Genomic DNA, 22,698 nt, shown 5'->3' on the forward strand with positions numbered 1-22,698 from the left:
GATCGCGCTTCGTTCTTCGACGACGAAGCTGAGCTTTGCCGTCCAGCGTCCGATAGGAGCGGCGATCCCAACACGGCGTCCCCGCAGGGGCCATTCCTTGCGGAATGGGCTCCCGACTCACCCGAGCAGGCGCTTGAGATCGGTAGAGGGGTCGGCGAGAATCGATCTGTCGGGGTTAGTCCCGGATTCCAGCAGCTTTTTTCCGGTCACATAGGCTTTGGCGTCGTTGATGGCATCGACGGCGATCAGCAGGCCTTCCCGGAAGTACCAGATGGAATGGGCGCCTTCGCGAGCGCCGGGGCGCAGCAGCGTTTCGTCATAACCGAGATTGAAGCCGGCGATCTGCAGCTTGACATCATACTGGTCGGACCAGAACCATGGCTTCGGATCATAGGGCTCGCTGCCACCGGCAATGACCGCTGCCGCCGCTTCGGCCTGGTCGACGGCATTCTGCACCGATTCGAGCCGGATGCGGCCCCCCTGCCAGGGAAGCGCCGCGCAATCGCCGGCGGCATAGATCGCCGGATCGGAGGTGCGGGCGTATTCGTCGACGACAATACCGTTGGCGACTTCGAGGCCGGCTTCCTTGGCGAGCTGGTCATTCGGCACGACGCCAATGCCGACGACGGCAAAGTCGATGTCGATAACCGATCCGTCGGACAGTGCGGCGCCGGTAACGCGCCCATCCTTGCCGACCAGATGCTTGAGCCCGGTCTTCTCGCGGATCACCACGTCGTGGGACTGATGGATCCCGCGCATGATGTCGGCGGTCTCCTTCGCCGCGACCCGCTGCAGGATGCGGTCGGCCATCTCGATGACGGTGACCTCAAGGCCGCGATGGCGGGCGACGGCTGCCGCCTCCAAGCCGATATAACCGCCACCGATGATGAGGACGCGGCGACCGGGGCGCATCTCCTCGGCGAGCAGATCGGCATCGCGCTTGTCGCGGGCGACATAGACACCTTCGAGATCGCCGCCGATTGCGGCCGGCAGCCGGCGTGGAGTCGAGCCGGTGGCGAGCGCCAGCGTGCCGTAGTCGAGAACGGAGCCGTCCTGCAGCAGAACCTGCTTGCTGTCCGGTTTGATCTGCTCGGCCCATGTGGAAAGGCGAAGGTCGACGTCATTATCGCCATACCAGTGCTCGTCGCGGAACAGCAAACGGTCGAAGGCCATTTCGCCGAGCAGGTATTTCTTCGAAAGCGGCGGACGCTGATAGGGCGCGACGTCTTCGGCGCCGATAAGGGTGATCGGGCGCGTGTCCTTCAAGGCACGCAGCTTTGCCGCCATTGCGAAACCGGCCTGCCCCGCGCCGATGATCACCAGTCTATCCGTCACGATCTCACTCCTGAAACTAGGCCCGACACTCATGCCAAGGCCTATCCCCTGCCCTATGCGCCGTCAACGGAAAGCGGCTTCTTACCTTCAGCCGATCTCGATCCAGCGACGCTCGTGGAATGACTGTGCCATGGCATGCACCGACTTCTCTATCCTGAGACCGTCTTCAAATGTCACGATCGACGACGGCTCGCCCGATATTGCCCGGATCAGCTCGCGGCATTCGATGATCTTCAGATCGTTGAAGCCGAGGCCGTGGCCGGGCGCCGGGATAAAGCGATCATAAGGCCGATGGGCTGGCGCCGCCAGTATCTTGCGAAAGCCCTGTTCGGAGCCGCGACCCTCGGCCTGATAGAGCTCGAATTCGTTCATCCGCTCCTGGTCATAGACGATCGAACCTTTTGAACCATAAATCTGCAGGGCGATGCGGCCCTTGCGGCCCCAGGCGGCGCGGTTGGCCATCAACACGGCGGAGATGCCGCCGCCAAGCCGCATCAGCACATTGGCGGCATCGTGATTTTCGACGTCACGCCGACCACCCTCGCTCTGCGGGCGGTCGGCATAGGGCTTTACCATATCGGTAATGACGGCCTCGACATGGCCGAAGAGATACCAGAGCAGCGACAGCGGGTGCACGGCAAAATCGTCGAGCGCGCCGTAGCCGGCGGAAAGCTCGCTCTTCCAATAGAAGAAGACATCGGGATCGGCCATGAAATCCTCGTCCATCTCGACGCGGATATGATTGACCGTGCCGATGGCGCCCTCGCCGATAAGCGTCTTGATGTGCCGCATGACGGGATTCTGGATGTAATTGTAGCCAAGGGCGGCAACCTTGCCTGATCGTTTCGCCGTTTCCAGCATACGCTCGGCATCGCTATAGGCCGGCGCCATCGGCTTTTCACACCAGACGTGTTTGCCGGCTTCAAGCGCTGCAATGGCCATCTCGGCATGGAACTGATTGGGTGTGGTGACCGAGACGACATCGACCTCGGGGTCGGCGATCAGCGCCCGCCAGTCAGCCGTCGCCTTCTCGAACCCGAACTCACCGGCCCGCGCCTCAGCAAGCCCGGCATTGGCTTCGGCCAGATGCACGAGACGCGGACGCTCGACATCGCCGAACACCGTCTTCACCGCATTCCATGCCAGCGCGTGGCACTTGCCCATATAGCCGGTGCCGATCAAACCAATGCCGAGTGGCTTCATTTCCGTCTCCTCCAGAGCTGCGCGCGGATTTTTGGAATATTTGGATCATTTTGACAAGAGACCCATCCACAGTCACCGGCACCATTTTTCGGGAGGATTGTCTAAAGGCCTTGAATTACAGGCGATTAAAAACAATTAGGCGTGCCGTTTGAAATCGTTTATGCTCGACAATATGGAATATTTGTTTCATCTCGTGAGCTGCAAGCATGGATAATGACCCCCAGAGGCACGCACGTGTGCCGCGCGATTTCGAAAGCCTGCGCAGCACCATCATCGAGCGCAAGGCGAGCATGCCGAAGCGGCTGGCGCAGGTTGCCGCCTTCGCGCTCGGCAATCCCGACGAGATCGCCTTCGGCACGACGGCGAGCATCGCGGCCGCCTCCGAGGTCCAACCTTCGACGCTGGTGCGTCTGGCGCATCATCTGGGCTACGAAGGTTTTTCCGACCTGCAGAGCATCTTCCGTGAAAGATTGCGCGAACGGACGCTGAGCTATGAAGAGCGGCTCGTCACGCTGGAGCAGGCGAGCGGCGACGACGAGGACGCCAATCTGCTGTCCGGCTTCATTGCCGCGGCCAGCCAGTCGGTCAATCGGCTGGCGGCGACGGTACAGAGCGACACATTCACCAAAGCCGTGGATATCCTTGCCGCCGCCGAGACGATCTATCTGATCGCCAAACGGCGCTCCTACCCGCTGACGGCGCACATGACCTACGCTTTTTCCAAGCTCAATATCCGCCACCAGATCGTCGCCTCGCCGAACGGCGTCGACCCTGAAATGGTGCAGTTCGCAACACCGAAGGATGCGGCGATCGCCGCGAGCTTCTCGCCCTATGCGGCCGACAGCCTCAACCAGAGCCAGGAACTCGCCGACCGCGGCGTCCCCGTCATCGCCATCACCGACTCGGCCTTCTCGCCGCTTGCCGCCTGCGCCACGCACTGGTTCGAGGTGGCCGAGGCCGATTTCGCCGGCTTCCGCTCGCTGTCGGCCTCGATGGCGCTCACCATGGCGCTGCCGGTCGCCATCGCCGAGCGGCGGCGCAAGCGTCAGCATGCAAAAGCTGGGAAAGCCAAAATGGAATAAACATTCCGAATTGACAAAATATCGGAACCGATGTTTCATTATTGAAATTCGCAGGCACTGGAAGCCGCGCAAAATCTAGCGGGAGGACATCATGGTACAATCGAATCCGGGTTCACAGCCGGAGCCGGCGCTTGATGTAATCACTATCGGCCGTTCCTCGGTCGATCTTTACGGCCAGCAGATCGGGTCACGACTGGAGGATATCGGCACCTTCGCCAAATCGGTCGGCGGCTGCCCGTCCAATATCGCCATCGGCACGGCGCGGCTCGGTCTCAAATCTGGCCTCATCACCCGCGTCGGCGACGAGCAGATGGGACGCTTCATCCGAGAGCAAGCGGCGCGCGAAGGTGTCGCGACCGACGGCATAATCACCGACAAAGAGCGGCTGACGGCGCTGGTGTTGCTTGCGGTCGAGGCCGAGGGCGTGTCGCCGATGATCTTCTATCGCTCCGACTGCGCCGACATGGCGCTCGACGAAGGCGATATCGACGAGAATTTCATCAAGTCGTCGCGCGCTGTCCTGGTGTCCGGCACGCATTTCTCCCGGCCGAATACCGAGGCCGCGCAGCGCAAGGCGATCCGCATCGCCAAGGCGAACGGCCGCAAGGTGATCTTCGACATCGACTATCGGCCGAACCTCTGGGGTCTTGCCGGCCATGCCGAAGGCTTCGAACGCTACGTGAAATCCGACCGCGTTTCCTCGAAGATGAAGGAGACGTTGCCGGATTGCGATCTCATCGTCGGCACCGAAGAGGAAATCCTGATCGCTTCCGGCGCCGATGACGTGCTCGGCGCGCTGACGGAGATTCGCCGCCTGACGCCGGCGACGATCGTGCTGAAGCGCGGCGCCATGGGCTGCATCGTCTATGACGGGCCGATCGCCGACGATCTAGAAGCCGGCATCGTCGGCCAGGGTTTCCCGATCGAAGTCTTCAACGTGCTCGGCGCCGGCGATGCCTTCATGTCCGGCTTCCTGCGCGGTTTCCTGCGCGACGAGCCGCTGCAGACCTGCGCCACCTGGGCCAATGCCTGCGGCGCCTTCGCCGTCTCCCGCCTGCTCTGCTCGCCGGAATATCCGACCTGGGCGGAACTCGACTACTTCCTGAAGACCGGCAGCAAACATCGGGCGCTGCGCAAGGATGAGGCGATCAACCATATTCATTGGGCATCGACCCGGCGCGGCGAAATCCCGCTGCTGATGGCGCTGGCGATCGACCACCGTTCGCAGCTCGTCAGCGTCGCCGACGAGCTCGGCGTCGGCCATGAGAAGATCGTCGCCTTCAAGCGGCTGGCGGTCTCGGCGGCAGCGCGGGTTTCGGACGGCCGCGACGGTTACGGCATGCTGATCGACGAACGTTTCGGCCGCGACGCCTTCTTCGATGCGGCGACGAAGAATTTCTCCTGGATCGGCCGGCCGGTGGAGCTGCCCGGCTCGAAGCCACTGCGCTTCGAATTCAGCCAGGATATCGGCTCCCAGCTTGTCGAATGGCCGCTCGGCCATTGCATCAAGTGCCTGTGCTTCTATCATCCCGACGATCCGGCCGAATTGAAGAGCGAGCAGCAGGAGAAGCTGCGCACGCTGTTCGAAGCCGCACGCAAGGTCGGGCGCGAGCTGCTGGTGGAGATCATCGCCGGCAAGAACGGACCGCTGACCGACGATACGATCGCGACCGCGCTCGAAGAACTCTATGCGCTCGGCATCAAGCCGGACTGGTGGAAACTCGAGCCGCAGGCATCGAGCGAAGCTTGGAAGAAGATCGATGCGGTGATCGCCAAAAATGATCCATGGTGCCGGGGTATCGTGCTCTTGGGGCTCGAAGCGCCCGCCGAGGAGCTGATCTCCTGCTTCGAGGCGACGCTGGCGGCCCCTTCGGTGAAGGGCTTTGCCGTCGGCCGGACGATCTTTGCCGATGCGGCGCGCGCCTGGCTTTCGGGCGCAATGAACGACGAGGAAGCGATCGCCGATATGGCCGGCCGCTTCCGGCAACTGACAGAGGCGTGGCTGAAGACGCGCGGCCGTCAGTAGGAAATAGGAAAAAGACCCCTCCCCAACCCCTCCCCACAGGGGGAGGGACTTACGCGGAGCACCGCTCGATGTCAGACAGCGCCCTCCTATAGGAAGAGACGCTGAAATTTGCCTGAGGAAGCGCCGCAAATTAAATCCCTGCCCCTTGTGGGGAGGGGTTGGGGAGGGGAAAAGACAGAATGTCAAAAGTCCGGGAGGCCCCGATGGGCAAGACGATACGGTTGACGATGGCGCAGGCCGTCGCGCATTTCCTCAAAAAGCAGATGACTGTTGTCGACGGCAAGAAGGTGCCAATCTTCGGCGGCGTCTGGGCGATCTTCGGTCATGGCAACGTCGCCGGCATCGGCGAGGCACTCTACCAGGTGCGCGGCGAACTGACGACCTATCGCGCCCACAACGAGCAAGGCATGGCGCATGCCGCCATCGCCTATGCCAAGGCGAATTTCCGCAGCCGCTTCATGGCCTGCACGACGTCGATCGGCCCCGGCGCGCTGAACATGGTGACGGCTGCCGGCGTCGCGCATGTCAACCGTATTCCCGTTCTCTTCCTGCCGGGCGACGTCTTCGCCAACCGCGCGCCGGATCCGGTGCTGCAGCAGATTGAGGATTTCGGCGATGGCACGGTTTCGGCCAATGACGCCTTCCGCCCGGTTTCGCGCTATTTCGACCGCATCACCCGGCCTGAACAGATCATTTCGGCGCTGAAGCGCGCCATGCAGGTGCTGACCGATCCGCTGGATTGCGGCCCGGTGACCTTGTCGCTCTGCCAGGACGTCCAGGCTGAGGCCTATGATTATCCGGAAAGCCTGTTCGATGAAAAAGTCTGGGCGACCCGCCGGCCGCAGCCGGATGCGGACGAGCTGGCCAATGCCATCGCGCTGATCAAGGCGTCGCAGAAGCCGGTAATCGTTGCCGGCGGCGGTGTGCTTTATTCGCAGGCGACGAAGGAGCTTGCTGCTTTTGCCGAGGCTCACGCTATTCCGGTCGTCGTCACTCAGGCCGGCAAATCGTCGATCAACGAGACCCATCCGCTGGCGATCGGCTCGGTCGGCGTCACCGGCACGTCGGCGGCGAATGCGATTGCGGAGGAGACGGATCTCGTCATCGCCGTCGGCACGCGCTGCCAGGATTTCACCACCGGGTCCTGGGCGCTGTTCAAGAACGACAGCCTCAGGATGGTTGGGCTCAATATCGCCGCTTATGACGCGGTGAAGCATGACAGTCATCCGCTGGTCGCCGATGCCCGCGAAGGGCTGAAGGCGCTTTCATCAGGGCTTTCCGGCTGGAAGGCACCGGCGGCACTTGCCGAAAAGGCAACTGCGGAGAAGAAGGTCTGGATGGAGGCGGCCGCCAAGGCGATGGCGACGACCAATGCCGCCCTGCCCTCCGATGCGCAGGTGATCGGCGCAGTGGCGCGTTCGATCGGCGGCGACAATACGACGGTGCTTTGCGCCGCCGGTGGTCTTCCCGGCGAATTGCACAAGCTCTGGCCGGCGACGGCGCCGGGCAGCTATCACATGGAATATGGCTTTTCCTGCATGGGCTACGAGATTGCCGGCGGGCTCGGCGCCAAGATGGCGCATCCCGAACGCGATGTCGTCGTCATGGTTGGAGACGGTTCCTACATGATGATGAATTCCGAGATCGCCACCTCGGTCATGCTTGGCCTCAAGCTCAACATCGTCGTGCTCGACAATCGCGGCTATGGCTGCATCAACCGATTGCAGATGGGAACCGGGGGCGCCAACTTCAACAACCTGCTCAAGGACTCCTATCACGAGGTGATGCCGGAGATCGATTTCCGCGCACATGCCGAAAGCATGGGCGCCATCGCCGTCAAGGTCGCCTCTATCGCCGAACTCGAGCAGGCGATCGCCGACTCGAAGAAGAACGATCGCACCTCGGTCTTCCTCATCGACACCGATCCCTTGATCACCACCGAGGCCGGCGGCCACTGGTGGGATGTCGCGGTGCCGGAGGTCAGCCCGCGCGAAGAGGTCAACAAGGCGCGCAAGGGCTATGTCGAAGCGCGCGCTTCCCAGCGCATCGGCTGATTCGATTGCCATCATTTTCCGGAGGAGCGCCCACTCCTCCGCACTATTTTTAAGGAGACTATAGATGAAGGCCAAACTTGGCATGTCGCCCATCGCTTGGTGGAACGACGATCTTCCTGAACTCAGCGACGACGTGTCCCTCGAGGAATGCCTGCGGCAATCGCGCGGCGCCGGTTTCACCGGCATGGAACAGGGCCGCCGTTTCCCAAGCAATCCCGAGGAAATGCTGCCCATTCTGCGCGCCGCGGATGTGACGCTGTGCGGCGGCTGGTTCTCCGGCACACTGGTCAATGAGGAGCTTGCCGCCAACAAAGACCGCATCGCGCCGATGATCGAATTGTTCAAGGCGGTCAATGCGCCCTGCATCGTTTACGGCGAAGTCGGCCGCTCGATCCAGGGCGACCGCTCCAAACCGCTCGCGACCAAGCCGCGCCTTGCCGACGACGAGATGAAGGCCTATGCACGCCGCGTCACGGATTTCGGCGAATGGTGCGCCGAACAGGGCATGCCGCTCTCCTATCACCATCATATGGCAGCCGTTGTCGAAACCGAGCCGGAACTCGACGCCTTCATGCGTTCTTCGGGCGAAGGCATTCCGCTGCTGCTCGATGCCGGCCATCTCGCCTTTGCGGGCGGCGACGTGTTGCGCGCCATCGACCATCACCACGCCCGCATCAACCATGTTCACGTCAAGGATATCCGCAAGTCGGTCATCGACGGGCTGGACCGCAGCCGGCAGTCCTTCCTCGACGCAGTGGCGCTCGGCGCCTTCACCGTGCCGGGCGACGGCTCGCTCGATTTCGGCGCCATCGTCCAGCGGTTGGCCGACCACGGCTATGAAGGCTGGTTCGTCGTCGAAGCCGAGCAGGATCCGCGCAAGGCGCCGCCGCAGAAGATGGCCGAGATCGGCCATGCCGAATTGATGCGGGTGATGACGGCTGCCGGTTACACGGTGGAGACCGAAGGTTTCCCTAAGCGATAACGGAAAAGAAAACCCCTCACCAACCCCTCCCCACAAGGGGGAGGGACTTAACTTGAGGCACCGCCCCGCTCCAGACTGCGCCACTTGCAAAAGGAACGCCGCAAGAGGGCGAGACAGCGCCGCAGATTAAGTCCCTCCCCCTTGTGGGGAGGGGTTTGGGGCGGGGAGTTTTTAACGTACGAGGAGAACCACCAATGCCAAACCTCAAGGTGAAACCATCGGGCACGCATGGCCGCGTCACGCATGTCACCCCTGAGAATGCCGGCTGGACCTATGTCGGCTTCGATCTGCACCGGCTAAAGCCGGGCGAGACGGTTTCGGGAGAGACCGGCGACCGGGAAGTCTGCCTCGTCTGGGTCACCGGCAAGGGCAAGGCATCGGCCGGAACCAAGGATTTCGGCACGCTCGGCGGCCGCATGACCCCGTTCGAAGGCGCGCCGCATGCGCTTTACATCCCGATGGGATCGACATGGTCGGTGACGGCGGAGACCGATCTGGAACTCGCCGTCTGCTCGGCGCCCGGCGGCGGCACCTATCAGGCGAAAGAAATCCCGCCCGGCACGCATCCGCAGGTGACGCGCGGCAAGGGTACGAATGTGCGCTACGTCAACAATATCATGCCGGAGGACGACAGCTCGGCGCATTCGCTGCTCGTCGTCGAGGTGATCACGCCGGGTGGACACACCTCCTCCTATCCGCCGCACAAGCACGACCGGGACGATCTGCCGAACGAGAGCTTCCTGGAAGAGACCTATTACCATCGCCTCAACCCGCCGCAGGGCTTCGGTTTCCAACGCGTCTACACCGACGACCGCTCGCTCGACGAAGCGATGGCGATCGAGGACGGCGACGTGACGCTGGTGCCAAAGGGCTACCATCCTTGCGCGGCAACGCATGGCTACGATCTCTACTACCTCAACGTCATGGCCGGGCCGAAACGGATCTGGAAATTCCACAATGCCGTCGAGCACGAGTGGCTGATCAAGGCGTGAGGACTGCCTCAGATCGCTAAATAATCTGACAGCGCCGAGCCGCCGCTGATGGTTCACTGCCTCCATCCAACAAGGATGGAGGATCATCATGCATAGCTCGAATATTTCCATAGCAGGCCGCAACGTCCATTCCTCGCGTCACAGGCCCGGCCTGTTGCCTGCGGCAATCACGGCCGTCCGCTGGCTCGCACGCAAGATCGGCGAACGGCGCAACCGCAATGCGCTGATGGAACTTTCCGACGATCAGTTGAAGGATATCGGCCTTTCCAGGGGGCAGACGGAAAGCGACGTTCACGTCTATAGTCGCTACTGAACACAGGCAACAGTTGTGATACTGTGCCGCGGGTCGCCTCGTCGGCGGCCTGTCCGGCTGGGAATATAAGATGTCGCAGTTTTCAACAGCGCTGCTCCTGCAAACGAAGACCGTCGCCATTCGTGACATCGTCTGCGATGGCGGCTGCCGCCATAAGGGCGACGAGGAATGCGCTCACAAGACGAGCCTCGTCTATCCCTATCGCGGCGTCTTCATGCGGCATGTCGGCCGCAATGATACGGTGGCCGAGGCCAATCAGATGCTGTTCTTCAATGCCGACCAGGGTTATAGGATCAGCCATCCGATCGAAGGAGGCGACGCCTGCGTCGATCTCGCGATCGATGAGACCATGCTCGAAGAGCTCGCGCCGAAGGACCAGGTGCAGCGGGGTGCAGCCTTTTCATTCCGTCGCCAGCGCCGGCGGATCGATCCGCGCGCGCAGGCACTGGTCGCGCTTCTGCGTCATGGTCTCCGCCGCAACGTCGCCGAGACGCTGGAGGCGGAAACATTGGCGCTGACGCTGGTGCGCCGCTCGCTCGGCGAGCGCACATCGCATGCGGCGGGCGCCAGCGCCGGCCGGCAGAAACTCGTCGACCGGGCAAAGCTGGTGCTTTCCTCCGATCTCGCCCGGCGCTGGACACTTTCGGAAATCGCCGCCGAAGTCGGCGTCTCGCCTGTTTATCTCACCCAGGTCTTCCAGCAGGTCGAGGCGACGCCGCTTTACCGCTATCAGCTGCGGCTCAGGCTCGCCCGCGCACTCGATCTGCTCGGCCAGTATGAAGATCTGACGGCGCTTGGCCTCGATCTCGGTTTCTCAAGCCACAGCCATTTCAGCGCGTCCTTCAAGCAGTCCTTCGGGCAGACGCCAGCCGAATTCCAGCGCTCGGCGCGGTTGCGGCGCAAGTAAGTCCCACATCGATCGCTAAAGATTTCGACAGCGGCGATGCGGTCTTCGATGATCTTATGAGACTGTCCCGATCCGGGGACGATCAACCGGAGGATCATCCTATGAAGAAGACGACATGCGCTGCCTGCGACTGTGAACTCGGCGCAGAGACCATCACCGTCAAGCTCGGCGGCAAGACTGTCGAGGTTTGCTGCCAGGAATGCGCCGAGGCGCTGAACGAGGCGGAAGCCGCGACATCGGCCGCTTCGGCGGGCAAGGAATAGACGGGATCGGCCAATAGCCGCGCTCCCCGCGCGGCTATTACGACTCAGGCGGGCAGAAGTCCGTAGCGCCAGCCGCGGTGCCTGGCATTCTGCGACAGCACCAGGAAGGCAAGAATGGACATGCCTGCCTCGGCAAAGACCGGCACCATCCAGATCCCTTGCTCGCCGAAGACGAAGGGCAGCAGGAAGGTGAGCGGCAGGGTGAAGAGATAGGGCCGCGACAGTCCGAAAATCGCCGCGCGCGGTGCATCGCCGATGGACTGGAAATAGGAAGACAGGATCAGCATCTGCCCGAAGAGGAAATAGGCGCCGATCGTCCAGGGCAGAATTCGCCTGACCTCGGCGACAATGGCGGGGTCAGTGACGAAGATGGCGCCGAGACGGCCGGCCAGCAGTTCGACGGCGATCTCGACCAGGCTGCAATAGACGAGTGCCGAAAGCATGGCGATCTGCAGGCTGCGGCCGACACGAAGCCCGAGGCCAGCGCCGTGATTGTTGCCGGCAATCGTCTGCAGGGCGATGCTGAGACCAAGCAGCGGCAGATAGGTGAAGGTCATGATCCGGGTGATGATGCCGTAAGCGGCGACCGTCGCGACATGATCTGCCACGCTCCAGAGCGAGATATTGACGAGAATGGCGGCGGATGCCAGCGATATGCCGATGAAGCCGAGGCTCATCGGCGCGCCGAAGGCGACGATGCCGCGCCATTCGGCAAGCGCGAAACCTCGAGAAGGCCTGAGTGCCGCCGGCCGGCGCCAACGATAGGCGAGCACGGCGGCGAGACAGACGAATTGCGAGGCGATGGAGCCGGCGGCCGAACCGAGCACGCCCCAATGCATCACCGCCATGAATAGCCAGTTGGCGAGGATGTTGAGCAGCGAGGCTGACAGCGTCACCAGCGTCATGAAACCGATCTTGCCTTCGCAGCGCAATCCGTCGAGATGCAGCGACAGGAAGAAGCTCACCGGCGCAAAGGCTATCATCGCGCCCATGAACAGCATGGCACCCTCGGCCACCGCGGCCGTACCGGCACCGGCGTCGATGATCTGGCGGCCCAGGGTCCAGTAGAGCATGTTGAGGATGAGGGTGACGGCCAGCGCCAGCATATGGGCGCCGGCAAATACCCTGCCCGCGCCCCGGCGATCGCCGGCCCCGAGCCGGCGCGCGAGGATGCTCGCCATGCCGTTCGAAACGAGCGATTGCAGGGCGATCAGAAGCATCAGACCCGGGAAAATCAGGCTGACGGCGGAGAGCGCGTCAGGGCCGACATAGGCGCCGAGAAAATAGGCGTCGACGACGGTGAAGAGGCCGTTGAGCGTGGTGATCGCGACGATCGGCGCCGCCGTCCTGATGAAGACGCCCGGCAACCAGCCGGTGAGAAAGGCATTGCCCTGGGAAAGATCGGTCATGGAGAAATCCGTGCGGGATGGCGAGGTCCGATCCGGGTAGAAAACATCCGGATTCAGGCGGCCTCAAAGGGAATCAAAAGTGATTTAGAGATCAAGCACCAGATGCGGCACGCCGTTCGAGGTTTTCCTCGGCGAGACGCCGTCGGCGTCGACCTGTCCGGTCACACGCCGGCGAAAGGCTGAAAAGCTCTCGAAGGTCACGACATCCACCGCTTCGTCGAAATGGATGGTGATCCTGTGGAGATCGCCGCCCGGCAGGGCCGAGAGCGAGAGGATTTCGCCGGTGAACGGCTGATTGAGATAACGGCCGCGAATATGCGCGCCGACGAAGAGCGGCGTCTTCGCAGCCGCATTGGCCTTTGCCGCTAGCGCCGCCAGCGTATTCCAGTCACGCGCGCCGTGCTGGCGGGCAATCATTTCCAAGGCGGCACTGTGGGTCAGCGCGGTGCCGCGATCGTTCATCGCCTGGCGCAGGCGTTTGGCCTGGGCCTTCAATTCGTCAATGGCAGGATAGGTGGTCGTCATGGAGTGAGCCTTCGCAAGGCATGCTCTTCGACTGTAGATGGGAGCTCGCATTGCCGCCAGTCAGCATGCACAAGGGCCGTGACCATGATCGCGAGGACTTCACCATGGATTTTCATCCGCGAGCGGCCGGTGCCTCGAACCGGCCTTTGTATGCGCGAAGGCTGCCGACATGTCAAGAATGGCTGACATTGAGCTGGAGTGAGCAAATTTGGGGCAAATCTGCCCGAAATCGGTGCGATTTTCCCGCAAGTCCCCCATAAGCATTCAATCTTCACAATGTTCTTCAGCAATCGTCAGCATTCTTCAACTAATATCCTGTGGTAGAACAAGCGGAGGCTAAAAGGGCCTTTCAGATGCACCTCGACACAGACCACCCCAAGCCGGAACGTGCTTACAGGGAATTCAAGCTCGACAGGCCCGGCAATATCATTTTCGTCGGCCACCACCTCAGCACCGGAACGCAGGTGCGCTGCCTGATCCGCACGATCACCCTTGCCGGCGCACTGCTCGAAGTCAGCCCGAACCTGGAAATGCCGAGCCATTTCTTCCTCGAAATCCTCGGCATCCATGACGAGATCGGCGCGACCATGGTCAAGCGCGAAGGCGAATGGGTGACGGTCAGCTTCAACATGCTGCTCAATCCGGAATTCCTGCACCACGTGCTGCGGCTGAGCTTCGAAACCTGAGGCTTCGTCCAAGCTGCGCCTTGTGGCGGCGCCATCTCCTCGTCTCGCCTCTTCTCGAGGCCAGGTATGCCATGATCGGAACGATCCAGAGAAGTCCGCGCCATTCCGGTCCATCGAGCGGATCGGCCATGGGATCGCGGCGCATGCGGCGACTGCGGGATTCGACTTCCTCGAACAGAATGATCCAGTTGAGAAGCATTGCTTCATCCTCCATCTATTGCTGGAGCACTTGAGCTAGGCCTTCACGCCTCTCCGATGTAGAGGCGCTGGGGAAAGGGGGTTTTCATCCATGAAAGATGCGAACTGGGACGACCTGCAGCTGTTCTTCCATGTCGCGACCGGCGGCGGGCTTTCGGCGGCAGCCGCGCGCACCGGCCTCAGCGCGCCGACGATCGGCCGGCGCATGCTGGCGCTCGAACGGGTGACGGGCCGATCGTTGTTCAGCCGCGGCCCCACCGGTTATCTGCTGGCGAAAGATGGGCAGGAACTGCTCGACCGCGTGCGGCTGATGCAGGATGCGGCGCGGGCGATCTCCGACTGGCGCGGCGAGGTTCTGACGCTGCCGATCGTCTCGACGGCCGCCGACAGCTGGACCTCGCGCTTCATCGCCGACCATCTCGCCAGCGTCTGGACGCCGAAAGACAGCTTCCGCATGTGCTACAAGACCTGCGATACCGGCGTCGATTTCACCTATCGCCAGGCGCATATCGCCGTTGGCCACAGCCGGCCCGACAGCGGCAACGTCGCGATCCGCCGCTCGGTCAAGGTGGCGCATGCGGCTTACCAGGCAGCGGATTATGACGCGTCCAACTGCAACTGGATCTCGCTCGGCACCGATACCGCCGTCACGCCGGCGGATAAATGGACGTTTGAGCAGCCGGACTACTGGATCACCAGTTGGACAAACACGCCGCATATGCTGTTTCATCTGATCCGCGGCGGCGCCGGCCGCGGCGTGCTTCCCTGTTTCATCGGCGATCAGGACCGCAAGCTTGTCCGCGCCGGGCCGCTCATCGACGCGCTGACCTACGATATGTGGATCGTCGCGCATGACGACGAGAGGCAACGGCCGGAGGTCAGAATCGTCATCGACCGCCTGGCAGCGCTCTTTGCCGATCATGAAGCGCTGTTTGCCGGGCAGAGCCCGGCGATATAAAGCGAAAACGCGGGCCGTCAAACCCGCGTTTTCCCTATCGCTTTGTTTTGGATGTCTGGGAGATCGGCTTACCCTCAAGCAGCGAGATGCCGCTCGATCTCGTCCACCGGCATATTGGTATAATCTTTTGCCACCTCCGCGGTGATCGCGGCTTGCGTGTCGGCACGAAGCGCCGGCCGCAATGTACCGAGCGCCTTTGGCGGTGCAACGATAACGATGCGACGGGCGTTCTTCTTCTGCACCAGCTCATCGAGCTTTTCGGCCACCTGTTTCAAAAATCCGGCTTCGGCCTGGTCCTGCCAACTGGTCTCCTCAACAGCGCTGCCGCTCAAGCCGTCTGCGGCATGGGTCCGGCCTGGCTTATCGGCGCCCATCTCGCGATCCGGCGCGCTCGGCTGCGTCAGGGTTTCAAGCACCTTTAGGTTCATCAGTTGAGCGTCGCCAGCATTCTGCATGATCAGAGCCTTGGCTCCGTCGCAGACCACGACCCATGATTCCCAAGGGATTTTGACGTTGGTCATTTTCAACTCCTCGCTGTCGTCATTCGAAGCGCGCCGTGCTTCATCGATCAAGGCAGAACGCCCGGCCATTGAAAGAGTTCGCAAAAATTGCAGCAAAATCGATCGGACAGCGATCCGATCGGCCGTTGCCGCGTAGAAAGACAGGTTCGGAGATCAACGATGAAAACAGCATTGTTTGCTTATGCCGGCACCTTTCTCACCCTTCTCGTCTGCGACGGGATCTGGCTTGGACTGGTGGCGCGCAATTTTTATCGCGACCAGCTGGGAGCGCTGATGCTGCCCTCGCCCAATCTTGCCGTCGCCGCGCTGTTTTATCTGTTCTTTGCCGCCGCGGTGGTTGTGCTTGCCGTGCTGCCGGCATTATCAGCGGGCTCGATCGCCACGGCCCTTCTCCACGGTGCCATTCTGGGACTGGCGGCCTATGGCACTTACGACATCACCAATCTCGCAACGCTCCGCAACTGGCCGCTCACGATGAGCCTCATTGACATGGCCTGGGGCACGTTGCTGACGGGGGTGACTGCCGTCGGCGGATATCTCGCCGTCAGAATCCTTGGCTGAAAACGAGACCTCCGGTTGAAAGCCCGCGTCCCGATAATGAACATCGGGGCGTCCCGCTTGGGAACAAAGTTTGAACTCGTTAAAATTGTAATTTTATCCTTGACGAATGTGCAAAACATTCGTGTGACCTTGATCGTGATCAAGACCCCGCTTGATCGTGATCAAGACCGCTCGCTTGTGATCAAGACCCGCATGCTTGTGATGAAGACCCCAAATGCGTCCTGACTGACGGAGAATGTGAATGTCTATGCTCCGCGCCACACACCTTGCCACGGTCAAATCCGCTGTCTACGACCTGCGCTGGGAAGAGTTCAGCGTCAAGCGGCCAGCCCGTATCGTCGCCGTCCGTCCATGCCTCACCGGCGTCTCGATGCGAAGCGCCGAGATCATCGATATCTCCCAAGGCGGCGCCACGTTCATCGTGTCGACCACCGCCGGCCTGCCGAAACATTATTATCTCAACATTCTCGGCCTCGCCTACCGGATCGGCTGTGCCGAGGTCTACCGTCACAAGGAACGCATCGGGGTGCGGTTCATCAATATCATGGACCCCGAAGTTCTGCGCCGCGTCGTCCGCACCGATTTCCTTGTCGGCAACATGGAAGCAATCGCCGCCCGGCGGGCGCCGATCTTCCGCGCGTAAAACAGGCCGACAACAAGCTGGTTGCAGAAATAATGTTGCTTGCGTCGGTGGTGGCCGGGCCTATTGTTGCGCCGATCGTCAACATATCCGGGAAACTGCCTTCGCATGTCCGCCTTTTCGCGCTTCACGCCTCTTGCCAGCGCCCTGCCCTCCACTGTTCCCTTCGTCGGTCCCGAGGCGATCGAGCGCCAGCGCGGGTTTGCCGTTTCGGCTCGCATCGGCGCCAATGAGAATGGCTTCGGCCCCGCTCCTTCGGTGTTTGCAGCGATGCGCGAGGAGGCCGGCAATATCTGGAAATACAATGACCCGGAGAATTTCGCTCTCCGGCACGCGCTTGCAGACCATCTCGGCGTCCCCGCTGCCAATATCGCCATCGGCAGCGGCATCGACGAATTGCTCGGCCAGATCGTCCGGCTGGTGATCGAGCCCGGCGCGCCGGTCGTCACCTCGCTCGGCGCCTATCCGACCTTCAATTTCCACGTCGCCGGCTTCGGCGGCCGGCTTGTGACCGTTCCTTACGCCAACGACCGCGAGGATCTCGACGGCCTGCTCGATGCCGTCAAACGGGAGAACGCGCCGCTCGTCTATTTCGCCAATCCCGACAATCCGATGGGAAACTGGTGGGATGCCGACAGGATCGTCGCCTTCGCCCGGGCGCTGCCCGAGACGACGCTGATGGTACTCGACGAGGCCTATAGCGAGACCGGGCCGGCAAGCGCGCTGCCGTCGATCGCCTCGCTGATCGAACTGCCGAACGTCGTTCGCACCCGCACCTTCTCCAAGGCCTACGGACTGGCCGGCTCACGCACCGGTTACGTGATTTCGACGGCCGGGACGGCGCAGGCTTTCGACAAGATCCGCAATCATTTCGGCATGAACCGGCTGGCGACGGCCGCAGCCCTTGCCGCTCTCAAGGACCAGGCCTATCTCGCCGAGGTAGTCGGGAAAATCCAGGCGGCGCGGGAGCGGATCGGCGGCATCGCCCGGGCAAACGGGTTTGAGCCCCTGCCCTCGGCTACGAATTTCGTGGCGATCGACGCCGGCCGCGATGGCGCCTATGCGCGGGCGATCGTCGACGGGCTGATGGAACGCGGCGTCTTCATCCGCATGCCCGGCGTGGCGCCACTCAATCGCTGCATTCGCGTCAGCGTCGGGCCGGAGGCGGATATGGCGCTGTTCGAAGACGCGCTGCCGCAGGTGCTGAAACAGATCGGCTGATAGAGCATGATGCCGAAAAGTGTCAGCGGTTTTCGGGCGACATCATGCTCTTACAGTTGATGTAAAACAGCAGAACCGCGGCCGGTGGAGGATCCGGCCGCGGTTCCGTTCTCCTGGCGTCGGGCCCATCGAAAGCGCCCTGCCGGCTCCCCTCTTTCCGAGGTTCTTATATCCATTCCCGCCGGGTCGGCAGGACAGGTTCAGTGGACCGTCATCCATTCGCGGGCGGCGCGCAGCGCCGCCACGATCTGCATCTTGTCCATGGCGGCGGCCACATCCGCACGAAGCTCGGCGGCGCGATCGTTGCCCTTGATTGCGGCGATGTTCAGCCATTTGTGGGCTGCGACCAGATCGACTTCGCAGCCGCGGCCGGTCGCATACATCAGACCCATTTCACAGAAGACATCGGCGCTGTTGTCGCCACCCATGGTGGCCGTTTCAGCATTGTGCATTTCAAAGCGTGCCATCGGTTTTATCCCTGTTAGCCTGTTTATGACTTACCCTGTTTTACCTCCGGGCCTTGCCGTCTATCGCGGCTTGCGGCCCTTGCGGTCCGGCGGGTTTGCCCCGCTCGTTTGATGGCTTCACTATGCCGAACGGCTTTCAAAAAACGCCTAAAATGCATGATTAATTCTAGACAAACAAAGTGCAAATGCTTGGTAAATTTGGGTTTTTGTTAAACATCAGATGCCTTGTAGCTTAAGGATTTTCGCTCGAATTTTACGAAAGATTCAGATCTGAAAATAAAGGGATCGTTCATCATGAAATCAGCAGCCGAAATTTTGAAAGGTCGCCGCATGAGTGTTTCTCGGCGCTTTTTCCGCCGCTAAAGCTTGTTGTTTTTATGCATGTCGTTATCCCGGGACCGCTGCACACTGCCGGGCGACATGCATTAGCCTGGAAAATGACCACGCATATTTACCTTTACGTTCGCGTCAGTTAATTTCGCGCCCGATCAGGGACATCATGGAGGAAAAGATGATCCGCAGCTTCGTTCTCGCCAGCGCCATCGCAATGATCTCGGGCATCGCCCATGCTGAAGAGCCGATCGTCGGCAGCTGGAAAACAGCCGCCGGCGACACGGCAGTGATCGTCTCCTGCGGCGGCAGTTATTGCGTGACGTTGAAGACCGGTAAATATGCCGGCCGGAAGATCGGCACGCTTGCGGGAACCGGCGGCAGCTATGCCGGGGAGATCACCGACCCGGCCGCCGACAAGACCTATAGCGGCTCGGGCAAGATTTCCGGCAATTCGCTGAGGATGCAGGGCTGCGTGATGAAAGTGCTCTGCAAGTCACAGACCTGGACGCGGCTCTGAGCGCATCAGGCAGTTCAACAACGATCATCAGACGCGGGAATGCCGATGCACCGGCATTCCCGCGGCCTTTCTGCCCCTTCGCCCGGACGCCGCGGGAAAGCCTAACGCGTGGGAGCGTGGCCCTGAAAAACCCTCTTCTCTCCCGATCCCGCCCCCAGCGTGCCCGGCAAGGTGAACGGTGGATGAACCGGTATCTCAGCACTCATTCAGCCGCCCCATGGCAAAACTGTTGTCACGATAGAGTTGCGTATCGGGGGGAACGGCGATGGACATGTATATCCTGGCAAAACGGTTCAGCATTATCACACTGTTTGCGGCGATCTTCGCTGTCACGTTTTCGGCGGTTGTGGTGCATAATGGCGGAGGTGGCGCACAGTCGCATTTCGGCGCGAGCTATACCTGCCTGGAACGAAACGGCACTTTCTGCGCGCCATCGGTGCACTGACGATATCCGACACCAAAGAGGATAAAATAATCAGATTCCGCCGGGGCGCGTCGTTTGCTTGTCAAAAACAAGTCTCTATAATGCGTCATGAACAAACGAATCTCCCCTTTGTCGCCGCTCGACATATCTTCGCCACCTCCTTTCCAGCCTCAGAGCTTTGATGATCCCGCCAAGGCGGTGGAAGCGCTGACGGCGCTTTACGAGCGCAATACAGCGTTCCTGATCAAGAGCTTCACCGAGCTTGCGCAAGGCGCTCCGATCTCCTCGCGCTACCGTGCTTTCTATCCCCAGGTCAGCATCGAGACGACAAGCTTCGGCCACGTCGATTCGCGCCTTTCCTACGGCCACGTCACGGCACCGGGCATCTATACGACGACGGTCACCCGGCCGAAGCTCTTCAAACATTACTTGAAGGAGCAGTTGGCGCTCCTGGTGAAGAGCCACAATGTTCCGGTCATCGTTTCGGAATCGACGACGCCGATCCCCTTGCACTTCGCCTTCGGCGAGGGTGCGCATGTGGAAGCATCGACCAACGCCTTCATCGACATTCCGATGCGCGATATTTTCGACACGCCGGATCTCAACACCACCGACGACGAGATCGCCAATGGCGAATATATCCCGCCGCCGGGAGAGCCCTCGCCGCTTGCGCCGTTCACCGCGCAACGCATCGACTATTCGCTCGCCCGTCTGTCGCATTATACCGCGACGCATGCCGAGCACTTCCAGAATTTCGTGCTGTTTACGAACTACCAGTTCTATATCGATGAATTCTGCAGCTGGGCGCGCAAGCTGATGGCGGAGGGCGGCGACGGCTACACCGCCTTCGTCGAGCCCGGCAACATCGTCACCCTGCCGGGCTCGAGCGCGCCGGAAACGGATGCGGCACTCGCCCGCCTGCCGCAGATGCCGGCCTACCATCTGAAGAAGAAGGGGCATGCCGGGATCACTATGATCAATATCGGCGTCGGCCCCTCCAACGCCAAGACGATCACCGACCACGTCGCGGTGCTGCGCCCGCATGCCTGGCTGATGCTCGGCCACTGCGCCGGTCTGCGCAACAGCCAGCGGCTGGGCGACTACGTGCTTGCCCATGCCTATATGCGCGAAGACCATGTGCTCGATGACGACCTGCCGGTCTGGGTGCCTATCCCGGCGCTCGCCGAAGTGCAGGTGGCGCTGGAGGCAGCCGTTGCCGAAATCACCGGCTACGAGGGCTTCGAGCTGAAACGCATCATGCGCACCGGCACCGTCGGCACCATCGACAACCGCAACTGGGAACTGCGCGACCAGCGCGGGCCGGTGAAGCGGCTCTCGCAGGCGCGCGCCATCGCGCTCGACATGGAGTCGGCGACGATCGCCGCCAACGGCTTCCGCTTCCGCGTGCCCTACGGCACGCTGCTCTGTGTCTCCGACAAGCCGCTGCACGGCGAATTGAAGCTGCCGGGCATGGCGACCGCCTTCTACCGCACGCAGGTCAACCAGCATCTGCAGATCGGCATCCGCGCCGTGCAGAAGCTCGCCGCCATGCCGACGGAAGCGCTGCATTCACGCAAACTGCGCAGCTTCTTCGAAACCGCCTTCCAATAGGCGGTTTCCTCACCGTCCCGCCACGACAGGTGCTGGGTGGTCCGCAAGCATCTGCGGTCTGCCGGCGGCGGCATTCAGCCCTGATATCAGCAGGGTGAAGGCGATGAAGGCGAAAGCGGTGCGCTGGAGAATCTTCAGACCGTCGCTTTCATCGAACTTAGGCTGACGCTTTTCATGGCGGCGTGCCCAGATCTGGCTTGCCAGCGCGATTTCAAGAATGCTCATTTCAGTTCTCCTCGACAGGTTTCGATGAAGCCTTGTCGAGTGCTGCCTTGCGATTTCGACACCTGACCGGCACAAAGATTTTTTTCCGCCGCTGTCGAAATGTACGGAGGTCGTTCGTCCAGGGGTATGGAACACGGCAAAGGAGGCTGCCTGCGATGAAATATCTCTGTCAGGTGTGGTTCGACGGCGCGATACTCGACGCCATGACGAAAGAAGAGAAGGCCGAGCTCGACGCGAATTCGCTGAACTACGACAAGGATCTCGCTGAAAGCGGGAATATGATCGTCGCCCAGGCGCTGCAGCCGCCGAAATCGGCGGTGACGGTCCGGGTGCGCAGCGGCGAAATGTCGGTCACGGACGGTCCCTTCGTCGAGACCAAGGAGGCGCTCGGCGGCTTCATCCTGATCGAGGCCAAGGACCTCAACGACGCGATCCGCATTGCCGCCGGCATCCCACTTGCCAGGCTCGGCTCGATCGAGGTGCGGCCCATTCACGAATTCGCAGCTCAATGAGGAGGTACCAATGAAGTTTTTATGCCAGATCTGGTTCGACACGGAAAAAAGCAAGCTGGTCCCTCAGAGCGAATGGGATGCGCTCACACAGGAATGCATCGCCAGCGACAATCGCTGGCGCGACAGCGGTCATCTGCAAGCGGCGTTCGCCTTGCATGAGCCGTCAATGGCGATCACGGTCCGTCTGCACAATGGCGAAGTCTCCGCGACCGATGGACCGTTTGCCGAGATCAAAGAGCATCTCGGCGGTTTTGTGTTGATCGAAGCCGAGAATATCGAGGAGGCGAAGACCATCGCCTCCAGTTTTCCCATCCTCAAATATTGCTCGATCGAAGTGCGCCCGGCCTATTCCATTCAGGATGGGAGATAGGCATGCGCTACATCTGCCTGATCTACAATTGCGCCGATACCGACGGCACGCTGACACCTGATGAAACCGATGACCTTATCAAAGCGCATTTCGCCTTCGACGAGGAACTGCGCCGCGACGGCATCATGATCCATGCCGATGCGCTAGAGATGCCCGACAAGGCGACCGTGCTGCGTGTGCGAAACAGTGCGCTGTCTGCGACCGACGGCCCTTATGTCGAGACGAAGGAACATCTGGCGGGCTTCTACGTCATCGAGGCGCCTGACATGGCGGCGGCAAAAGAAATTGCCGGGCGGATCCCCTCGGCGCGCTTCGGCGCGGTCGAACTGCGGCCCGTGCGGATGCTGACGCTGCCGGACTGAG

General features: G+C 61.4%; 27 protein-coding genes. 19 read left to right on the forward strand and 8 right to left on the reverse strand.

Features of this window, described 5'->3' with window-relative positions; genetic code table 11:
* Nucleotides 1-117 precede the first annotated feature (117 nt).
* On the reverse strand, nt 118-1,335 hold the full coding sequence (locus MF410_RS11935; RefSeq protein ID WP_097629512.1) for an FAD-dependent oxidoreductase: 1,218 nt from the start codon (nt 1,333-1,335) through the stop codon (nt 118-120).
* An 87-nt stretch (nt 1,336-1,422) separates the two neighbouring features.
* Nucleotides 1,423-2,538, reverse strand: a complete 1,116-nt coding sequence (locus MF410_RS11940; protein WP_097629511.1) for a Gfo/Idh/MocA family oxidoreductase — start codon at nt 2,536-2,538, stop codon at nt 1,423-1,425.
* 206 nt (nt 2,539-2,744) lie between these two features.
* On the opposite strand from MF410_RS11940, the gene MF410_RS11945 reads away from it, so the two are divergent.
* The 8 genes from MF410_RS11945 (at nt 2,745) to MF410_RS11980 (ending at nt 11,157) form a co-directional block, all read left to right on the forward strand.
* Entirely contained in the window at nt 2,745-3,620 is an 876-nt protein-coding gene (locus tag MF410_RS11945; RefSeq protein WP_097629510.1) for a MurR/RpiR family transcriptional regulator, read from the forward strand.
* A gap of 91 nt (nt 3,621-3,711) precedes the next feature.
* A complete protein-coding gene (gene iolC / locus MF410_RS11950; RefSeq protein ID WP_097629509.1) occupies nt 3,712-5,646 on the forward strand; it encodes a 5-dehydro-2-deoxygluconokinase in 1,935 nt (644 codons plus the stop codon).
* Nucleotides 5,647-5,849: 203 nt separating this feature from the next.
* Nucleotides 5,850-7,700 carry a 3D-(3,5/4)-trihydroxycyclohexane-1,2-dione acylhydrolase (decyclizing) gene (gene iolD, locus MF410_RS11955; protein ID WP_097629508.1) on the forward strand — a complete coding sequence of 617 codons (1,851 nt, stop codon included), beginning with the start codon at nt 5,850-5,852 and terminating at the stop codon, nt 7,698-7,700.
* A gap of 64 nt (nt 7,701-7,764) precedes the next feature.
* The gene (gene iolE / locus MF410_RS11960; protein ID WP_097629507.1) at nt 7,765-8,682 is read left to right on the forward strand and encodes a myo-inosose-2 dehydratase; all 918 of its coding nucleotides are present in this window, start codon (nt 7,765-7,767) and stop codon (nt 8,680-8,682) included.
* 194 nt (nt 8,683-8,876) lie between these two features.
* Complete coding sequence (gene iolB, locus MF410_RS11965) at nt 8,877-9,674, forward strand: 5-deoxy-glucuronate isomerase (RefSeq protein WP_097629506.1); 798 nt, start codon at nt 8,877-8,879, stop codon at nt 9,672-9,674.
* An 88-nt stretch (nt 9,675-9,762) separates the two neighbouring features.
* Nucleotides 9,763-9,987: a DUF1127 domain-containing protein gene (locus MF410_RS11970; protein WP_097629505.1), complete on the forward strand. Its 225-nt coding sequence runs from the start codon at nt 9,763-9,765 to the stop codon at nt 9,985-9,987.
* A 70-nt stretch (nt 9,988-10,057) separates the two neighbouring features.
* The gene (locus tag MF410_RS11975) at nt 10,058-10,894 is read left to right on the forward strand and encodes a helix-turn-helix domain-containing protein (protein ID WP_097629504.1); all 837 of its coding nucleotides are present in this window, start codon (nt 10,058-10,060) and stop codon (nt 10,892-10,894) included.
* A 101-nt stretch (nt 10,895-10,995) separates the two neighbouring features.
* Nucleotides 10,996-11,157, forward strand: coding sequence for a hypothetical protein (locus MF410_RS11980; protein ID WP_003587616.1), 162 nt, complete (start codon nt 10,996-10,998; stop codon nt 11,155-11,157).
* 44 nt (nt 11,158-11,201) lie between these two features.
* Here MF410_RS11980 and MF410_RS11985 read toward each other — a convergent pair whose 3' ends face one another.
* Nucleotides 11,202-12,566 carry an MATE family efflux transporter gene (locus MF410_RS11985; protein WP_097629503.1) on the reverse strand — a complete coding sequence of 455 codons (1,365 nt, stop codon included), beginning with the start codon at nt 12,564-12,566 and terminating at the stop codon, nt 11,202-11,204.
* A gap of 84 nt (nt 12,567-12,650) precedes the next feature.
* Nucleotides 12,651-13,091, reverse strand: coding sequence for a glyoxalase superfamily protein (locus tag MF410_RS11990; protein ID WP_097629502.1), 441 nt, complete (start codon nt 13,089-13,091; stop codon nt 12,651-12,653).
* 353 nt (nt 13,092-13,444) lie between these two features.
* Here MF410_RS11990 and MF410_RS11995 point away from each other — a divergent pair, with 353 nt between their 5' ends.
* Nucleotides 13,445-13,777, forward strand: a complete 333-nt coding sequence (locus MF410_RS11995) for a hypothetical protein (RefSeq protein ID WP_003587619.1) — start codon at nt 13,445-13,447, stop codon at nt 13,775-13,777.
* Here the strand turns inward: MF410_RS11995 and MF410_RS12000 are convergent.
* On the reverse strand, nt 13,728-13,976 hold the full coding sequence (locus MF410_RS12000; RefSeq protein ID WP_097629515.1) for a hypothetical protein: 249 nt from the start codon (nt 13,974-13,976) through the stop codon (nt 13,728-13,730). The genes MF410_RS11995 and MF410_RS12000 overlap by 50 nt on opposite strands.
* A gap of 90 nt (nt 13,977-14,066) precedes the next feature.
* Between MF410_RS12000 and MF410_RS12005 the strand changes: the two genes are divergently transcribed.
* Nucleotides 14,067-14,933 carry a LysR family transcriptional regulator gene (locus tag MF410_RS12005; protein WP_097629501.1) on the forward strand — a complete coding sequence of 289 codons (867 nt, stop codon included), beginning with the start codon at nt 14,067-14,069 and terminating at the stop codon, nt 14,931-14,933.
* A 74-nt stretch (nt 14,934-15,007) separates the two neighbouring features.
* Here MF410_RS12005 and MF410_RS12010 read toward each other — a convergent pair whose 3' ends face one another.
* Nucleotides 15,008-15,454 carry a host attachment family protein gene (locus MF410_RS12010; protein WP_097629514.1) on the reverse strand — a complete coding sequence of 149 codons (447 nt, stop codon included), beginning with the start codon at nt 15,452-15,454 and terminating at the stop codon, nt 15,008-15,010.
* 159 nt (nt 15,455-15,613) lie between these two features.
* On the opposite strand from MF410_RS12010, the gene MF410_RS12015 reads away from it, so the two are divergent.
* From MF410_RS12015 to MF410_RS12025, 3 genes are all read left to right on the forward strand, one after another.
* Nucleotides 15,614-16,015: a DUF2177 family protein gene (locus MF410_RS12015; protein ID WP_097629500.1), complete on the forward strand. Its 402-nt coding sequence runs from the start codon at nt 15,614-15,616 to the stop codon at nt 16,013-16,015.
* Nucleotides 16,016-16,256: 241 nt separating this feature from the next.
* Nucleotides 16,257-16,658 carry a pilus protein PilZ gene (locus MF410_RS12020; protein WP_003569234.1) on the forward strand — a complete coding sequence of 134 codons (402 nt, stop codon included), beginning with the start codon at nt 16,257-16,259 and terminating at the stop codon, nt 16,656-16,658.
* 105 nt (nt 16,659-16,763) lie between these two features.
* Nucleotides 16,764-17,876 (forward strand): pyridoxal phosphate-dependent aminotransferase, encoded by a 1,113-nt coding sequence (locus tag MF410_RS12025; protein ID WP_239620399.1) that lies wholly within the window; start codon nt 16,764-16,766, stop codon nt 17,874-17,876.
* 200 nt (nt 17,877-18,076) lie between these two features.
* Here the strand turns inward: MF410_RS12025 and MF410_RS12030 are convergent, their stop codons facing one another.
* A complete protein-coding gene (locus MF410_RS12030; protein ID WP_003569238.1) occupies nt 18,077-18,343 on the reverse strand; it encodes a sel1 repeat family protein in 267 nt (88 codons plus the stop codon).
* Between the two features lie 511 nt (nt 18,344-18,854).
* On the opposite strand from MF410_RS12030, the gene MF410_RS12035 reads away from it, so the two are divergent.
* From MF410_RS12035 to MF410_RS12045, 3 genes are all read left to right on the forward strand, one after another.
* Entirely contained in the window at nt 18,855-19,193 is a 339-nt protein-coding gene (locus MF410_RS12035; RefSeq protein ID WP_097629497.1) for a DUF2147 domain-containing protein, read from the forward strand.
* A gap of 265 nt (nt 19,194-19,458) precedes the next feature.
* A complete protein-coding gene (locus MF410_RS12040; protein ID WP_003587629.1) occupies nt 19,459-19,638 on the forward strand; it encodes a hypothetical protein in 180 nt (59 codons plus the stop codon).
* Nucleotides 19,639-19,725: 87 nt separating this feature from the next.
* On the forward strand, nt 19,726-21,228 hold the full coding sequence (locus MF410_RS12045) for an AMP nucleosidase (RefSeq protein ID WP_097629496.1): 1,503 nt from the start codon (nt 19,726-19,728) through the stop codon (nt 21,226-21,228).
* Nucleotides 21,229-21,237: 9 nt separating this feature from the next.
* Here MF410_RS12045 and MF410_RS12050 read toward each other — a convergent pair whose 3' ends face one another.
* Nucleotides 21,238-21,453, reverse strand: a complete 216-nt coding sequence (locus MF410_RS12050) for a hypothetical protein (RefSeq protein ID WP_097629495.1) — start codon at nt 21,451-21,453, stop codon at nt 21,238-21,240.
* A 155-nt stretch (nt 21,454-21,608) separates the two neighbouring features.
* Between MF410_RS12050 and MF410_RS12055 the strand changes: the two genes are divergently transcribed.
* Genes MF410_RS12055 through MF410_RS12065 form a run of 3 tightly spaced genes read left to right on the forward strand, consistent with a single transcriptional unit; the run spans nt 21,609 to nt 22,697 of the window.
* Nucleotides 21,609-21,965 carry a YciI family protein gene (locus MF410_RS12055; protein ID WP_097629494.1) on the forward strand — a complete coding sequence of 119 codons (357 nt, stop codon included), beginning with the start codon at nt 21,609-21,611 and terminating at the stop codon, nt 21,963-21,965.
* Nucleotides 21,966-21,975: 10 nt separating this feature from the next.
* The gene (locus MF410_RS12060; RefSeq protein ID WP_097629493.1) at nt 21,976-22,335 is read left to right on the forward strand and encodes a YciI family protein; all 360 of its coding nucleotides are present in this window, start codon (nt 21,976-21,978) and stop codon (nt 22,333-22,335) included.
* A gap of 2 nt (nt 22,336-22,337) precedes the next feature.
* Nucleotides 22,338-22,697: a YciI family protein gene (locus MF410_RS12065; protein ID WP_097629492.1), complete on the forward strand. Its 360-nt coding sequence runs from the start codon at nt 22,338-22,340 to the stop codon at nt 22,695-22,697.
* Nucleotide 22,698: the final 1 nt, after the last annotated feature.

It is taken from the genome of Rhizobium sp. C104, assembly GCF_022354505.1.
GTDB classification, from domain to species: Bacteria; Pseudomonadota; Alphaproteobacteria; order Rhizobiales; family Rhizobiaceae; genus Rhizobium; species Rhizobium redzepovicii.

Bases quoted from the DNA above. Each gene is read 5' to 3' on its own strand.
- MF410_RS12000 (WP_097629515.1), bottom strand. From the start codon at position 13,976: ATGCTTCTCAACTGGATCATTCTGTTCGAGGAAGTCGAATCCCGCAGT.
- MF410_RS12050 (WP_097629495.1), bottom strand. From the start codon at position 21,453: ATGAGCATTCTTGAAATCGCGCTGGCAAGCCAGATCTGGGCACGCCGC.
- MF410_RS11995 (WP_003587619.1), top strand. From the start codon at position 13,445: ATGCACCTCGACACAGACCACCCCAAGCCGGAACGTGCTTACAGGGAA.
- iolD (WP_097629508.1), top strand. From the start codon at position 5,850: ATGGGCAAGACGATACGGTTGACGATGGCGCAGGCCGTCGCGCATTTC.
- MF410_RS12060 (WP_097629493.1), top strand. From the start codon at position 21,976: ATGAAGTTTTTATGCCAGATCTGGTTCGACACGGAAAAAAGCAAGCTG.
- MF410_RS11970 (WP_097629505.1), top strand. From the start codon at position 9,763: ATGCATAGCTCGAATATTTCCATAGCAGGCCGCAACGTCCATTCCTCG.
- MF410_RS11975 (WP_097629504.1), top strand. From the start codon at position 10,058: ATGTCGCAGTTTTCAACAGCGCTGCTCCTGCAAACGAAGACCGTCGCC.
- MF410_RS12065 (WP_097629492.1), top strand. From the start codon at position 22,338: ATGCGCTACATCTGCCTGATCTACAATTGCGCCGATACCGACGGCACG.
- MF410_RS12020 (WP_003569234.1), top strand. From the start codon at position 16,257: ATGTCTATGCTCCGCGCCACACACCTTGCCACGGTCAAATCCGCTGTC.
- MF410_RS11940 (WP_097629511.1), bottom strand. From the start codon at position 2,538: ATGAAGCCACTCGGCATTGGTTTGATCGGCACCGGCTATATGGGCAAG.
- MF410_RS12025 (WP_239620399.1), top strand. From the start codon at position 16,764: ATGTCCGCCTTTTCGCGCTTCACGCCTCTTGCCAGCGCCCTGCCCTCC.
- iolC (WP_097629509.1), top strand. From the start codon at position 3,712: ATGGTACAATCGAATCCGGGTTCACAGCCGGAGCCGGCGCTTGATGTA.
- MF410_RS11945 (WP_097629510.1), top strand. From the start codon at position 2,745: ATGGATAATGACCCCCAGAGGCACGCACGTGTGCCGCGCGATTTCGAA.
- MF410_RS12055 (WP_097629494.1), top strand. From the start codon at position 21,609: ATGAAATATCTCTGTCAGGTGTGGTTCGACGGCGCGATACTCGACGCC.
- iolB (WP_097629506.1), top strand. From the start codon at position 8,877: ATGCCAAACCTCAAGGTGAAACCATCGGGCACGCATGGCCGCGTCACG.
- MF410_RS12040 (WP_003587629.1), top strand. From the start codon at position 19,459: ATGGACATGTATATCCTGGCAAAACGGTTCAGCATTATCACACTGTTT.
- MF410_RS12045 (WP_097629496.1), top strand. From the start codon at position 19,726: ATGAACAAACGAATCTCCCCTTTGTCGCCGCTCGACATATCTTCGCCA.
- MF410_RS12030 (WP_003569238.1), bottom strand. From the start codon at position 18,343: ATGGCACGCTTTGAAATGCACAATGCTGAAACGGCCACCATGGGTGGC.
- MF410_RS11985 (WP_097629503.1), bottom strand. From the start codon at position 12,566: ATGACCGATCTTTCCCAGGGCAATGCCTTTCTCACCGGCTGGTTGCCG.
- iolE (WP_097629507.1), top strand. From the start codon at position 7,765: ATGAAGGCCAAACTTGGCATGTCGCCCATCGCTTGGTGGAACGACGAT.
- MF410_RS12015 (WP_097629500.1), top strand. From the start codon at position 15,614: ATGAAAACAGCATTGTTTGCTTATGCCGGCACCTTTCTCACCCTTCTC.
- MF410_RS12005 (WP_097629501.1), top strand. From the start codon at position 14,067: ATGAAAGATGCGAACTGGGACGACCTGCAGCTGTTCTTCCATGTCGCG.
- MF410_RS12035 (WP_097629497.1), top strand. From the start codon at position 18,855: ATGATCCGCAGCTTCGTTCTCGCCAGCGCCATCGCAATGATCTCGGGC.
- MF410_RS11980 (WP_003587616.1), top strand. From the start codon at position 10,996: ATGAAGAAGACGACATGCGCTGCCTGCGACTGTGAACTCGGCGCAGAG.
- MF410_RS12010 (WP_097629514.1), bottom strand. From the start codon at position 15,454: ATGACCAACGTCAAAATCCCTTGGGAATCATGGGTCGTGGTCTGCGAC.
- MF410_RS11990 (WP_097629502.1), bottom strand. From the start codon at position 13,091: ATGACGACCACCTATCCTGCCATTGACGAATTGAAGGCCCAGGCCAAA.